Source organism: Paraburkholderia sp. CI2 (assembly GCF_014201055.1).
In the GTDB taxonomy this organism is placed as follows: Bacteria; Pseudomonadota; Gammaproteobacteria; order Burkholderiales; family Burkholderiaceae; genus Paraburkholderia; species Paraburkholderia tuberum.
In genome coordinates this window covers 1-13,658 of sequence record NZ_JACHDL010000033.1, presented here as the reverse complement: position 1 = coordinate 13,658, position 13,658 = coordinate 1, and the positions used below count along the sequence as shown (strand labels likewise).

12 protein-coding genes are annotated in these 13,658 nt (G+C 61.9%); 6 read left to right on the top strand and 6 right to left on the bottom strand.

All coding sequences use genetic code 11. The features are described from left to right. Positions 1-29: 29 nt before the first annotated feature. Complete coding sequence (locus HDG32_RS31735) at positions 30-1,379, bottom strand: replication initiation protein (RefSeq protein WP_184057688.1); 1,350 nt, start codon at positions 1,377-1,379, stop codon at positions 30-32. 2,024 nt (positions 1,380-3,403) lie between these two features. On the opposite strand from HDG32_RS31735, the gene HDG32_RS31730 reads away from it, so the two are divergent. Then, complete coding sequence (locus HDG32_RS31730; protein ID WP_184073418.1) at positions 3,404-4,633, top strand: DNA-binding protein; 1,230 nt, start codon at positions 3,404-3,406, stop codon at positions 4,631-4,633. A 70-nt stretch (positions 4,634-4,703) separates the two neighbouring features. Here the strand turns inward: HDG32_RS31730 and HDG32_RS31725 are convergent, their stop codons facing one another. The 3 genes from HDG32_RS31725 to HDG32_RS31715 form a co-directional block, all read right to left on the bottom strand. Then, a complete protein-coding gene (locus tag HDG32_RS31725) occupies positions 4,704-5,786 on the bottom strand; it encodes a site-specific integrase (protein ID WP_184073416.1) in 1,083 nt (360 codons plus the stop codon). Positions 5,787-5,901: 115 nt separating this feature from the next. Next, positions 5,902-6,300 (bottom strand): DUF2471 family protein, encoded by a 399-nt coding sequence (locus tag HDG32_RS31720; RefSeq protein ID WP_184073414.1) that lies wholly within the window; start codon positions 6,298-6,300, stop codon positions 5,902-5,904. 67 nt (positions 6,301-6,367) lie between these two features. Next, positions 6,368-7,015, bottom strand: coding sequence for a helix-turn-helix domain-containing protein (locus HDG32_RS31715; protein ID WP_184073412.1), 648 nt, complete (start codon positions 7,013-7,015; stop codon positions 6,368-6,370). A gap of 137 nt (positions 7,016-7,152) precedes the next feature. Here HDG32_RS31715 and HDG32_RS31710 point away from each other — a divergent pair, with 137 nt between their 5' ends. Then, on the top strand, positions 7,153-8,358 hold the full coding sequence (locus HDG32_RS31710) for a glycine C-acetyltransferase (RefSeq protein ID WP_184073410.1): 1,206 nt from the start codon (positions 7,153-7,155) through the stop codon (positions 8,356-8,358). Between the two features lie 28 nt (positions 8,359-8,386). Next, positions 8,387-9,418 (top strand): L-threonine 3-dehydrogenase, encoded by a 1,032-nt coding sequence (gene tdh / locus HDG32_RS31705; protein ID WP_184073408.1) that lies wholly within the window; start codon positions 8,387-8,389, stop codon positions 9,416-9,418. A gap of 41 nt (positions 9,419-9,459) precedes the next feature. Here the strand turns inward: tdh and HDG32_RS31700 are convergent, their stop codons facing one another. Then, positions 9,460-10,110, bottom strand: a complete 651-nt coding sequence (locus HDG32_RS31700; RefSeq protein ID WP_184073406.1) for a YceI family protein — start codon at positions 10,108-10,110, stop codon at positions 9,460-9,462. Positions 10,111-10,232: 122 nt separating this feature from the next. Here HDG32_RS31700 and HDG32_RS31695 point away from each other — a divergent pair, with 122 nt between their 5' ends. The 3 genes from HDG32_RS31695 to HDG32_RS31685 all read left to right on the top strand — a co-directional run bounded on the left by HDG32_RS31695 (position 10,233) and on the right by HDG32_RS31685 (position 12,155). Then, positions 10,233-10,898, top strand: a complete 666-nt coding sequence (locus HDG32_RS31695; RefSeq protein ID WP_184073404.1) for a TetR/AcrR family transcriptional regulator — start codon at positions 10,233-10,235, stop codon at positions 10,896-10,898. A 13-nt stretch (positions 10,899-10,911) separates the two neighbouring features. Then, positions 10,912-11,391 (top strand): nuclear transport factor 2 family protein, encoded by a 480-nt coding sequence (locus HDG32_RS31690; RefSeq protein WP_184073402.1) that lies wholly within the window; start codon positions 10,912-10,914, stop codon positions 11,389-11,391. Positions 11,392-11,636: 245 nt separating this feature from the next. Next, positions 11,637-12,155, top strand: a complete 519-nt coding sequence (locus HDG32_RS31685; RefSeq protein WP_090808157.1) for a hypothetical protein — start codon at positions 11,637-11,639, stop codon at positions 12,153-12,155. Between the two features lie 687 nt (positions 12,156-12,842). Here the strand turns inward: HDG32_RS31685 and HDG32_RS31680 are convergent. Continuing rightward, a partial coding sequence (locus HDG32_RS31680; protein ID WP_184073400.1) for an IS30 family transposase occupies positions 12,843-13,658 on the bottom strand: 816 nt, incomplete at its 5' end.

The window sequence follows — 13,658 nt, the reverse complement described above, 5'->3', positions numbered from 1 at the left end:
CCTGGATTTCAAAGGCAGTTATCGACCCATCACGCCGCGCGCGACTGGCTCAGCGTAAAGGCGAGCAGGTCGCCGTCGGTCGGTTCGCCCCAGGTCCTGCGCGCGAGCCAGTCGAAGAACGCCGTTTCGACGATCTTCGAGTCGAGCCCGCGACGCCGCCAGTCGTCGCGCATGTGCGTGCCGAGCCCCGGCAATTCATCTTCCTCGAACGACTGTCGCGCGATATCGCGCTCCGACTCGCCCTGTTCGTTGTACAACTCGTAGGCCTGCTTGCGACGGTAAGCCGAGTATTCACCGAGCAGACGCGCCTTCAGATCGTCGGCCGGCGACGCCGCGGCCTTGCTGGTGCCGCCACCCGCGGGCAGCGCCTCGACCGGCGGCGCATAGCCTTTCTTCAACGCATCCTTGAACAGCGCCGGCGCACTGCGCACCGGTGGCAGTGACGTGCTGCGCATACGCTGCTCGGTCATCTGCAGCGCCGCGCGGATCCGGTTCTCCTCGCTGTCCGCATAAAGCGTCTGCGCCTCCTTGAGCGGAATGCCGATCTTCACCATCCGGTCGACCAACGTGCTGTCGAACACGTTCGGATGTTCGTCGAGCGCGAGCATCGGCTGCTTGCGCTCGGTCACGCGGAACTGGATTTCAGCGACGCGCCGACCCTCGCGATGCTCGATCAGCTCGACAAAAATGTTCGTGACCGCGTTGACCTCCGCGATGGCCGGGCGCAGGTAGTCGCGCTTGAAATACTTGTACTCGCGCTTCGCCTCGTCGCCGGCTTCAGTGTCCGGCGTGCCCGACAGAATCGGCCGCCACCATTCCCAGGTCTCGCGCATCGTCAGGTGGCTGGGGTTGGTCAGGTAGCGCACGCAGATCTCGTAGAGTGCGAGGCCCGCGCTACTGCGCAGCTGGCTCTGGAACTGCAGACTCAGCCGCGCATACTGAACCGGATCGAGCAGTTTCTTCTTGATCTTCGGCGCAAACGAAAACTCGACCCAGACGCGACGCGTGGTCGGATCTTCGAGAATTTCCGCGTCCGCGATCAGCGTCGAAATACCCCATTTGCGGCCAGGCTTCTGACTCGACGTGCCGGTGCTCCACTCGACCTGCACCGACACCATGCGGCGCAGATGCTCCTTGACGAGCGCGGTGTCATTGGAATCGAACGCGGAATTGGCGACGATGTCGGACAGCAGCGCCCGATAGGTGTCGCCCGATTCATCCGCTTGCTGGGCCACCGCGAGTAACACGTTAAATAGCTTGCGCGTGAGCAGCGTGATCTTGCCGCTCTTAGGCTGGATCGCGATCGCCTCGACGGCTTTGCGCAGCTCAGCTGAGCTCGGGCTGACAACATCGGTCTTTTTCGCGCGCTTCGTGGCCATGCGTCGAGGTGAGGAGGGGATTTCGCGAGAGCATACCGGCTGTGGTGATACGCGTCTATAGCGTCCATCTCACCATTGCCGGTGAAGCGAGTTTACGAAGCGCAACTCACCTCGACCAACTCCCGAAAACCCTCACCTCGTGTGCGTACCGCCAGGATCGGGCTCTCCTTGCCGGTCGCGGCGTTTGCGAATCGGGCTCGTTTCGCCGCGTGCGGCAACGGGGAGCATTTGATCCCGAATCTTCTCACCTCAAAAATTTTCGCGGATTTTTTCGAGACCCTCCTGCAAACGGATGGTGTCCGGGGCGGGTGATGACTTCGTCGTGCGGCCTCGCGATCGTTTCGTCGATCGTCGCGTGCTGCCGGCCGACGCACAGTCCCGGATCGATAGATGGAATGCCCGCACGGTATTGGGACCGCAACGCGGCGCGGGCCAGCGACGGGCGCCCCGTCAGCCCTGTTGTCGGTGCATCAAGCTTCCTGTCGTCGGGCGCGCCATTCGACCTGCTTGGTGACTCCGCTGACGATTCAGCCCTCACTACCGAGAACCTACCGGCGTTAATCACCTGTTTCGACTTCGAGCTTCGTCCGAAGCTGCCGAAAAAGGGCAGATCCAAGCACAGGAAAATCCTCACCGCTCCGATGCTCCCGAAAAACCTCACCGTAGCACCGCGGAACGGCACAACACGATACGCGCTCATGCCGCGCCGGTACCGCATTTCCCCAATGCAACCTCCGGAAAAGCCTCACCTTTGACGTTTACGGAGGCCCCGGCGCCCCCTTCCAAAGAACTCCTGAAAACTCTCACCTTTGCTGGAGGACAGGAAAAAAATCAATTATTTCAGTGACTTGTGATAATCCCATCTAGCGCTCGAACCATCGGTGTTCCCGTAAAATCTCACCTTAAGCGAGTTTTTCGCACCGCAGCACTTTTCATTGCGTCCCCGCGGACCTCCCGAAAAGACTCACCTTTGCAATCAGAGACCAGGTATACCTACACTTGCAAATCGCCATCCGCCGGGCATCTCCGGCCGATAGCCGGCGTTTCAGTCCCGAATCTCCTCACCTTAATGCGCAGAACCCTATCCAGACCTTCCCGAAAAGCCTCACCTTTGACGGAATCGCCGGCCAAATCAGCTCGCGGATCTAGCTGATCAGCCAGTTCCCCGAATCCCCTCACCTTTCCAATCGCCAGCGGTTCCCGCCGACCAGTCTTTCGGGCAATCGATGCGTCGAAATCCATCTTGACTCCCGTAAAACCTCACCTCAGCACTATGGATGCTCAAAAAGAGAGCAAAACTGGACCCCGCGCCCCGAAAAATCTCACCTTCGTTTTCCGTTTTCTCCCGCCACGGCTCACCAAAGCGGTTAACCACCCCAAAAAACCGGCAAAAAACCACGCTCGCGAGCCTCCCGAAAGCCCTCACCTTGCTGCAGACCAAACCGAACAGACACTTTGAGGGGTGTCGGGCGCTTCGCGGCTGCGAAGTCCCGCAAAACCTCACCTTTGCCCAAACCCCACGTATACGGCGCTTCCTGAACCCGCTCACGTTCCGTCCCGCAGCCGCTCACCGAGCTTCCCGAACCCCATCACTCGAGTTTCCCGCAGACCCTCACCAAGTCTCCCGCAAAGCTTCACCTTGCTGGCCTGAAAACCCCGCCAGATAAGGGTTTGCCGAGTCGTTAACGTCTTTAACAAGGTTCAAAGGTGTTTATTTTTATTACTCTCAAGCCTTACACCCCGCGAGTCCCGTGAAACAGACGACCACCCCCCGCAACCATTGCCGATCAATCGTGAAACAGTGCGCGATCATGCGAAAATCAAACAAAATGCTTCTAATACAATGGCTTATTAGCTATTCTTCGTTTTGTTTCACGGAGAAAAACGGTAGGCGCGGGTTTACTATCACCATTTGCACGCAAAAGCCCGTCGGTATACGCCAATCCGTTCGCCATCGATAAATCGGTAGCAAACACTACGTAAATTGTTATGATCCATCCAATTCGAGCCACATCGAGGTAGACATGAATCTGGATCAGGAGCGGCAAGCCATTCGCGACGAGCTTGAATCAATGCGTGCGCAGGGCGTGCGCCGCCAGGATCTGTCGCTGCATGCATGCAAACGGCTCTTTTTCGATCTCGGCATCCGGCCATCGATGGCGGCCGTGCGCGATCTCACGCAAACCGGCAGCGCGAGCGACATCCCGAAGGACATCGATCATTTCTGGGAGCGCATCCGCAGTGTGTCGCGGGTCAAGGTCGGAGCAGGCGCGATACCAAAGGCACTCGAAGATCGCGCCGGCGAACTGCTGGGCGCGCTATTCGAAGAAGCGGTCGTGCAGGCCAAAGCGTCGCTCGATGGCGAACGTGAAGAGATCCGCTCGCAGATCAGCGCCGCCGATCTACGCGTACGCGAGGCGGAAATTCGTCGGGATGCGGCCGACGACGCCATCAGGCGCAGCGAAGCGCGCGCCGAAGCCGCGTGGGAGCGGGTTCGCGCACTTGAAACCCAGTTATCAAGCGCGACTACGCACGGCAGCGTTCACCTCGAAGGCATGCAGGCAACCACGCGCCGGCTCGACCAGGAGAACGAGGCGCTGCGGCAACGGCTCGAAAACGAACAGACTGCCAATGCTGCGTTGCGCGACCGGATCGACGCGTTGCACGTCGAATTGCGGCAAAGCACGGAGCACTATGCACAGCAGATCAAGGATGCGGTCGCCGAAGCCGAGCGGCGCGTCAAGCCGATGCTGGTCGAACTCGACTCGCTGCGTAGCATGGCCGCGACGTATCAGTCCGGCGTGCGTGATGCGAGCCGCAAGGAATTCGAGTTCATTCAGCAGATTGCCGCCGCCAAAGCGCGCGCCGATCGGCTCGACGCGCAGCTGCGCGAGCAGTCGGACGAAGTCGACGCGCTGACGAAAGAAGTCGCCACCCTGCGTGGCCAGCAGGGCATCGATCCAGCCATCGCCGTACTGCTGTGCTCGCTGGTTACTGAGGGGCGGCTCACGAGCAAAGAGTTGAGCATGATCGGCACCGCGGCTGACGGCCACGTGACGCTGCCCGCGAGATGCCCGAAATGCGAGGAAGGTGAGCCGGAGCTGTCGCAGGTCGATCACCGTTTCGAACTGTTGTGCCCGGAATGCGAGCACTCTTCCGGCCTCGGCGAATCGAGGCTCGCGGCGGTGAACCAGTTTCTGTCGAACGATGGCGCCACCGCGCCGTCGTCCCGCTCCGTCCACGCGATGCGTTAACCGGAGGCGGCCAATCCAACGGGAAAAACGTCAAAGGTGAGGAAATTCGGGACCGCAACGGTGAGGTTCCTCAGGGTTCGCCGGCTCCCGTTTTCCTCGTCAAACGCCCGTCACGGCGGGGCTCGGCCAACGGCGCCGCAGCTGGATCCGGCTCCTCTGTCGCGGGCGAATCCTGCTGATCAATCCAGGTTTGCCACGCCCGATATAGCCGGTTCGCGGACACCGCCTGCACGAAGCCGAGCCATTGACCGACCTGTTCGGCCTCTACCCCGCTTTCGAAAAGGTCCGCCGCAAACGTGTTGCGCAAGGTCTGCGGACTCGCGCGCGATTGGCGCGACGTGGCAATCCCCGCTGCATCGACGAGCGCATCCACCGCGCGCAGCATCGTGGCCTTATGCATCGGCCTGCCCGACGGCGATGCGGGAAACACAAGCTTGCCGGCCAGCTGCGTCAGCCGGCGCTCGGCTAGCCAGGCGTCGAGAATCGCCGTTGCGAACGGCGCGAGTCGCGTGCGCCGCGTCAGCACTGGATTCGCGGACTCGATCGTGACCCACGGCGAGCCCTCTCTCACGCAACTAACCGTAAGCGCTCCCGCTTCGCCCGTCTTCAGTCCTGCGCCCAGAAACACCGCGATCAACGCGCGATCGCGTCGCTCTCTCCAGCGCTGCGCGGTCGACAACGCCGGCAACGGGGCGAACAGCCGCGCGATCAACGCAGTGCGTTCCGCATGCGTGAGAAACCCGGTCGGCTCATTGTCGCGCGCATTGCGCCACGCGGCTTCCCCGTCCTGAGCGATGAAACGAGCCGGGTTGGTCGACGCCGATTCGATCTCGCGCACGTGATCGAGCACGCGCTCGATAAGCCGCAAATAGCGGATCCGCTGCGTTCTGCGAATCTCGAGGCTGGCGACGAATTCGGCGATCGCGGGTGTGTCGACCGTCGCGAGGCTTTGTTGCCGCGCGTCGAGCCAATCGAGAAACTGACCCCACTGCGCCTGATAGACCAACGCCGAAGAGCGACGGAAGTGCTGCTTCGCGAGCCACGCATCGAACGCGACCTGCGGGTCGCGACGCCAGTCTTCGCGTTGCTGATCGAACAGATCGGTAGAGGGCGCGGGACGGGGAACGGGGTCGGACAGATGAGGAGGTGACATGGGCAATCCTTCCGTTAGTTGCACCGTTTGGTCCGCGTATTGTAGGCGCTGACCGCTGCAAGGCCGACCGCGAGGAATAAAAGAGGATCCGAGCCATCCCGACGTGGTGCCGCCATTAGCCGCCCCACGCCCGGGCGCGCTTTAAGGGCGCATCGGCCGGCCGTGGCAGCGCCGCCCGGCGCGCCGCTTCCTCGTACGCATTGACGGCAAACGCAAAAACGGCCGGCAATGCGTTGGAGGTGCCGAAATCCACGCCGTCATCGGTTTCTGGATAAGGCAGATCGGACGGGCGCTGGAACAGTCCGAGCATCAGCGCGTCGTGCCGGCTGGCAAAACCGAGATCGGCCAGCGCCTCGGCTTCGATGGCATGGAGCAGACGCCACGTGAGCGGCACCTGCCTGACGATGTAGCGCGCGGCAATGCTGCGCACGATATGTTCGAGATCGCGCGCGGCGGTCTGGAAGCGCAGCGCGGCGAGAGTTTGATCGGTAGGGTCGGTTTTCAGGTTGTTCATTCTCGGCTCCAATCGACACCTGATACTGTACAAACATACAGTACCGGGCGCAACCTGGCCGAACGGCCTAACCGTGAATCACGACCAGCAGCGCTTTCGCCTCGCTCTTGCCGACGTTGCGGATCGCATGCGGAACATCCGCGACGTAGCGCGCGGTGTCCGCGACCTTGAGCCGCTTCGTCGCGCCGGCCGCCTCGATTTCGAGCGAGCCGTGCAGCACGGTCAGATGCTCGCGCGTGCCTGGCTCGTGCGCGTTCGACACGAGGGCCCCGCCTGGCTGCAGCGTCAACTCGTACCACTCGAACTTGCCGGCCAGCTCGATCGGTCCCCACACACGCAACTGGTATTTCGCTTCGTGACCGCTTAGCGTAGGAATATCGCGCGGTCCGGAAACGGCGATTGCCTCAGGCGACTTCGGCGGCGCAAACAGCGAATCGAGACTTACGCCGAGTGCATTGGTCAGCCGCCATGCAACCGCGATCGTCGGATTGGCCTTGTCGCGCTCGATTTCCGACAGCATCGATTTCGACACGCCGGCCGCGCGCGACAGATCGTCGAGCGTCATGCGCCGCTCGGCGCGTAGCCGTTGAATCTGTTCGCCGACGCGCGGCGGCGCCGCAATCGCCGCACTCGGCGGTAATGCCGCGCTGGCGGAGGTGGGCGCCGCATTGGACGCGGTGCGGCGTGTACCCGAACTTGCCATTTCCTGACCCATCGTTTAGAGTTGTTCGATATACCGGATTTTAGTTCGGAAAAACGAAAATATCCGATAAAGCTGACAACCGACTATAACAGGCCGCCCTTCCCGCGCGCATGCGAATGCGGGCGCCATCACTCTCAGGAGTCCCGTTCATGCGTGACCAATACCTTGCCCATTTGCGCGGCACCCTCGACCAGATCCGCGCCGACGGCTTCTACAAGAGCGAGCGCGTGATCGCGAGTCCGCAGTCGGCCGACGTGCGTCTTGCCGACGGCAGCGACGTGCTGAACTTCTGCGCAAACAACTATCTCGGTCTCGCCGACGACGCGCGGCTGATCGAAGCCGCCAAGCAAGGCCTCGACAGCGACGGCTTCGGGATGGCTTCGGTGCGCTTCATCTGCGGCACGCAAACCGTGCACAAGCAACTCGAAGCGGCGCTCGCCGCGTTCCTGCAAACCGACGACTGCATTCTCTACTCGAGCTGCTTCGACGCGAACGGCGGCCTGTTCGAAACGCTGCTCGACGAAAACGACGCGATCATCAGCGACGAGCTGAATCACGCGAGCATCATCGACGGTGTGCGGCTGTCCAAGGCGAAGCGTTTTCGCTACAGGAACAACGACCTCGGCGATCTCGAAGCGCGCCTGCAGGAAGCCGATGCGGCGGGCGCGCGCTTCAAACTGATCGCGACCGACGGCGTGTTCTCGATGGACGGCATCATCGCGAACCTCGCCGGCATCTGCGATCTGGCCGACCGGTACGGCGCATTGGTGATGGTCGACGACTCGCACGCGGTCGGCTTCATCGGTGAACACGGTCGCGGCACGCCCGAACATTGCGGAGTGATGGCGCGCGTCGACATCATTTCCGGCACGCTCGGCAAGGCGCTCGGCGGCGCATCGGGCGGCTACGTCGCGGCGCGCAAGGAAGTCGTCGAACTGTTGCGGCAGCGCTCCCGCCCGTATCTGTTCTCGAACACGCTGACGCCGAGCATCGCGGCGGCGTCGCTGAAGGTACTCGAATTGCTCGCCAGCGATGAAGGGGCGCTGCTGCGCGCACGCGTGCGCGAAAACGGCGCGCATTTCCGCCGCGCGATGAGCGCGCTCGGCTTCGCGCTCGTGCCGGGCGAACATCCGATCATTCCGGTGATGCTCGGCGACGCGCAACTCGCGGGAAAGATGGCCGATGCGCTGCTGAAGCAAGGCGTCTACGTGATCGGTTTTTCGTTCCCGGTGGTGCCGCGTGGCCGCGCGCGCATCCGCACGCAGATGAGCGCCGCGCACACGCCGGAGCAGATCGACCGTGCCGTCGAGGCGTTCGCGCGCGTCGGCCGCGAACTCGGCGTCATCACCACGTGATCGCCGCGTGATTCGAATGGAGAAGCAGATGAAAGCATTGGCAAAACTCGAACGCGGACCGGGCCTCACGCTGACCGACGTGAAGAAGCCCGAAGTCGGTCATAACGACGTGATGATCCGCATCACGCGCACCGCGATTTGCGGCACCGACATTCATATCTGGAAGTGGGACGACTGGGCGCAGAAGACGATTCCGGTGCCGATGCACGTCGGCCATGAATACGTCGGCGAAATCGTCGAGATGGGGCAGGAAGTGCGCGGCTTTGCGATCGGCGATCGGGTGTCGGGCGAAGGACACATCACCTGCGGCTTCTGCCGCAACTGTCGCGCGGGCCGCCGGCATCTGTGCCGCAACACGGTCGGCGTCGGCGTGAATCGCGAGGGCGCGTTCGCCGAATACCTGGTGATTCCGGCCTTCAACGCGTTCAAGATCCCGCCTGAAATCTCCGACGATCTCGCCGCGATCTTCGATCCGTTCGGCAACGCGACGCATACGGCGCTGTCGTTCAACCTCGTCGGCGAAGACGTGCTGATTACCGGCGCTGGGCCGATCGGCATCATGGCGGTCGCGATCGCCAGGCACGTCGGCGCGCGCAACGTCGTGATCACCGACGTCAACGACTATCGCCTCGAACTCGCGCGCAAGATGGGCGCGACGCGCGCGGTGAACGTGTCGCGCGAATCGTTGCGCGACGTGATGCACGATCTGCACATGACCGAGGGCTTCGACGTCGGACTCGAAATGTCGGGCGTGCCGAGCGCTTTTACGGGCATGCTCGAAGCGATGAACCACGGCGGCAAGATCGCGCTGCTCGGCATTCCACCCGCGCAAACCGCGATCGACTGGACCCAGGTGATCTTCAAAGGCCTTGAAATCAAGGGCATTTATGGGCGCGAGATGTTCGAGACCTGGTACAAGATGGTCGCGATGCTGCAAAGCGGCCTCGATCTGTCGCCGATCCTCACCCACCATTTCAAGGTCGACGACTATCAGGAAGCCTTCGCGACGATGCTCTCCGGCGAAAGCGGCAAGGTGATTCTCGACTGGACGACTGCCTGAGTCGGCACCTCATCGTCTGAACGCTGACGCCCGCAGCGCGCTTACGCGCCTGCGGGCGTTTTCACGAACTCGGCCTGGATGCGCACGTGAATATCGTCGCCGACGGCCGGATACCAGGTAGACAGACCGAACTTCGCGCGGCTGAAATGACCGTCCGCGGAAAAGCCGAGCGTGTCCTTTTTCGTCAGCGGATCGGGCGCGAAGCCGTTGAACGTGACGTCGAGCGTGACCGGCTGCGTGACGCCGCAGATCGTCAGATCGCCGCTCAGCGTGCCGCGCGCTTCGCTGGTGCGCTCGAAACGCGTGCTCGCGAAGCGGATCTGCGGATAGCGCGCGACGTCGAGCATGCTGTCGCTTTTCACCATCTTGTCGAGCAGCGGCACGTTCGTGTCGATGCTTGCGGCGTCGATCGCGACCGACGCCGTGCTGCGGTCGAGGCCGCCGTCGTTCCAGTCGAGCTCCCCCTGCTTGCGATCGAAACGCATCGTAAAGCGCGTGTATTTGAAGTGATCGATATCGAACGTGATGCTCGTATGGTCCTGATCGATTTCGTAGCGTCCGGGCGGCACGCGCGCCTCGTTCTGACTGACCGAATGCGTGAGCACCTGGATCGGCGTGCAGGCCACCGCGCCCAGCAGCGTTGCGCCGAGCAGCGCGCGTACCCACGCGGTGCGAACGGAGGATGGTTTCATCGAAGCGATTCTGGTTGAGCGGTGATCAAGCGACTCCATCACGATAGCAGCAAGCGCACCCACAGCGCCGAAGCTCGAAGAAAAACTTGACGAGGGAGAATGATCGTTCTACCTTTTCGTCCATGACACACGAAACGATTCCGACCGATCCAAACGACGCGGCCCAGCCCGGCACGGCGCGCGAGCGGCTGCTCGATGCCGCCGAGGCGCTCATCTACGCCGGCGGCATCCATGCAACCGGCGTCGATGCGATCGTGCGGCAGTCCGGCACCGCGCGCAAAAGCTTTTACACGCATTTCGAGTCGAAAGATGCGCTAATCGCGGCCGCGCTCGAACGGCGCGACGAGCGCTGGATGAACTGGTTTATCGCCGGCACGCAACGGCGCGGCAAGGGCGCGCGCAGACGCCTGCTCGGCATGTTCGACGTGCTGCGCGAGTGGTTCGCATCGGCGGATTTTCATGGCTGCGCGTTTCTGAACGCGGCCGGCGAGATCGAATCCGCCGACGATCCGATCCGCGTCGTCGCGCGCAGACACAAGGCACGGCTGCTCGGTTTCGTGCGTGCCGAATGCGTCGCGTTCGTAGCGGAAGCGCAAATCGATGCGCGTCGCGCGGCGCCGCTCGCGCGGCAATGGCTCGTGCTGCTCGACGGCGCGATCGCGGTGGCGCTCGTGAGCGGCGAAGCCGATGCGGCGCTCGACGCGCAGGCGGTTGGCAAGACCTTGCTCGATGCGGCAGCGAAACCCGCCGCAACCAAACGGCCGCCATCGCGGCGCACCATAACCTGACTGAGGAACCATCATGGCCGATACGATCGAAGCTCGCCCGCCGCTGCCGCCATTCACTCGCGATACCTCGATCCAGAAAGTGCGCGCCGCGGAAGATGCGTGGAACACGCGCGAACCCGAGCGCGTAACGCTCGCGTACACGACGGATAGCGTGTGGCGCAACCGCGCCGAATTCGTGCATGGCCGCGCGGAGATCGTCGGCTTTCTGCGCCGCAAGTGGGCGAAGGAGCTCGACTATCGGCTGATCAAGGAGCTGTGGGCGTTCACCGATAACCGCATCGCCGTGCGCTTCGCGTACGAATGGCACGACGATTCGAACAACTGGTTCCGCTCGTATGGCAACGAGAACTGGGAGTTCAACGAGCATGGTCTGATGGCGCATCGTCACGCAAGCATCAATGACCTGCCGATCCGCGAAGCCGACCGCTTGTATCGCTGGCCGCTCGGCCGGCGGCCAGACGATCACCCCAGCCTGTCCGATCTCGGTCTGTAGACGTTCCCACCACATTCATCGCCGGCGGCGCACCCGATGCGCGCCGCGAACTTCTTTACCGCTTGTTCATCACGGCGCCATCGGTTCTCCGTTATCGTGGCGGTTCCGGCTGCGGGGGCGCGTCGCGTGCCCGGCCGAGCGAGTCCTCAACATCGACCGCACGGCTTCAGGTACAGTGCGCGACGGGCGGCACGCGGATCGCCAGAACACCATGACACCGGCGCTCGACCGGTGACGGAGAAGAAATGCACTTCAGGCAGATGAATAAGAATATCCGGCGCGCCGCGGTGGCGCTTTTCGCCAGCTTCGCGGCGCTCTCCGCGGCGCACGCGGGCAACTGGTGTGACGGCGGTGTATGGGTCGACGCGATGCTCGGCTCGTATCACATCAACCCCGATCCCGATACGCACTTCGAGCAGTTCAATCCCGGGCTTGGTGTCGAATGCTGGCTGAACAACCAGTGGGCGCTGACGGCCGGCGGCTTTCGCAACTCGCTGCGTCGGCCGTCCTACTACGGCGGCGGCGTATGGGCGCCGGAGTTCGCGCATTGGGGCATCGTGCGGATCGCGGCGATCGGCGGGATCATCTCCGGCTATAACTATGGCAACTGGGGGCTTGGCAGCAATCACACGATCGGCCCGGTGGTCGCGCCAATCGTGATGCTCGAATACAAGCGCGTCGGCGCGAACTTCATCGTCATTCCGCCGATCCCATCGGACAATCTGCCCTTTACGATTGGTTTTCAGCTGAAGGTAAAGTTCTGACGGAGCTCTCAATTGGCAAAACAGTCGCGACCTACAGAAAAACACTGATTTTTGGCAAAACAGTCGCGACTTGCCCTGGTGAGCGGGAATGCGGCTATAAAACTTTAGTGCTTCGCGCGTGCCAGATTACTTCGTTCGCCGAATGACAGTTGAGACTTCCTTTCGCCATTCGAGGTCTTTGCCGCAACACTTGCTTCAGCAGCTCAACCTCAAGGCTCTAAACATTAAACCCGCCGTTGCGCTTCGACCTTGAAACCGCCCTGGGTTTAAGGGCGGGGTGCCCGTTGACTTGACTGACAGCCTTTGCAACAAGCGCTTGATGTGTTCCACGAGGAGCGCGGTTGTTTTCTGACCGTGACCTCCTAAAACTACTGCTCAGTGTACCCGTGAGATGGGCGGCCCCAGTTTAGATTCAGCACACCGTTCACAACTGATGAGGACCTCCTGGAATTGCTCACCGCACACGTGAGGGAAGATCCGGTTAGGGTTGCCGTTAGCGAGACCGGTTTGAATATATCTGTATGCGCGTCAGATGCTGCCAGCGTGTTTCCACTCCCGAGAGACGACAGAGCTACCGGTGTCAACTTCCCGCAGGTCTCGAATAATTACAGTCTGCGGGGTCGCCAACGTAATGGCCGCTGCACGCAACCGCTTGAGAATGTCGAACAGCAGATCGCTCTGGCGGATTCAACCGGTGGATGCAATAGTTTGCTGGAATCGTTCGGCGGGCGTCTCGTAGTCCAGTGTCTTTCTTGGACGCTCGTTCAGTCGTCTTGCCACAGCGTTGAGTTTGGCCTGCGAATACACTGACAGATCGGTACCTTTCGGGAAGTACTGCCTCAATAGTCCATTCGTGTTCTCATTCGACCCACGCTGCCAGGGATGTTGCGGGTCGCAGAAGTAGACGGCAACGTCGGTGGCGACGGTGAAGCGCTTGTGCCCGGCCATCTCCGTCCCCCGATCCCAGGTGAGCGACTTGTAGAGTTCCTGCGGTAACTTGCTGGCATGTTTGATGAGCGCATTGATGACCGTTTCGCTGTCCTTGCTGGCTATCTTCACCAGCATGACATAGCGTGTCTGGCGCTCGACGAGCGTCGCAATCTGGCTGCTGCCGCTACCGCACAGCAGATCACCTTCCCAGTGGCCCGGTACCGCGCGGTCTTCAACGCTAGCCGGGCGTTCGCTGATCGATACGGTGTCACGAATCCTGCCGTGATCCTCCGTCTTTAGCGTGTGATGGCGCGAACGGCGCATGGCCCGGGTGCGCCGCAGGTGCTCCAGCAACTCCTTCTTCAGGGCCCCACGGGCCTGTATGAAGAGAGAACGATAGATTGTCTCGTGGGACACGTGGTAGTCCTCGTTGTCTGGGTACGCGCGTCTGAGCCATCCGGCGATCTGCTGCGGTGACCACTGCAGTTGTAGCTTGGCTGCCACGATGTGCGCCAACATCCGGTGCTCAACCAGTTTACAGGCTTTGGGTCGCTGCGCGCGATCCCACGCGAG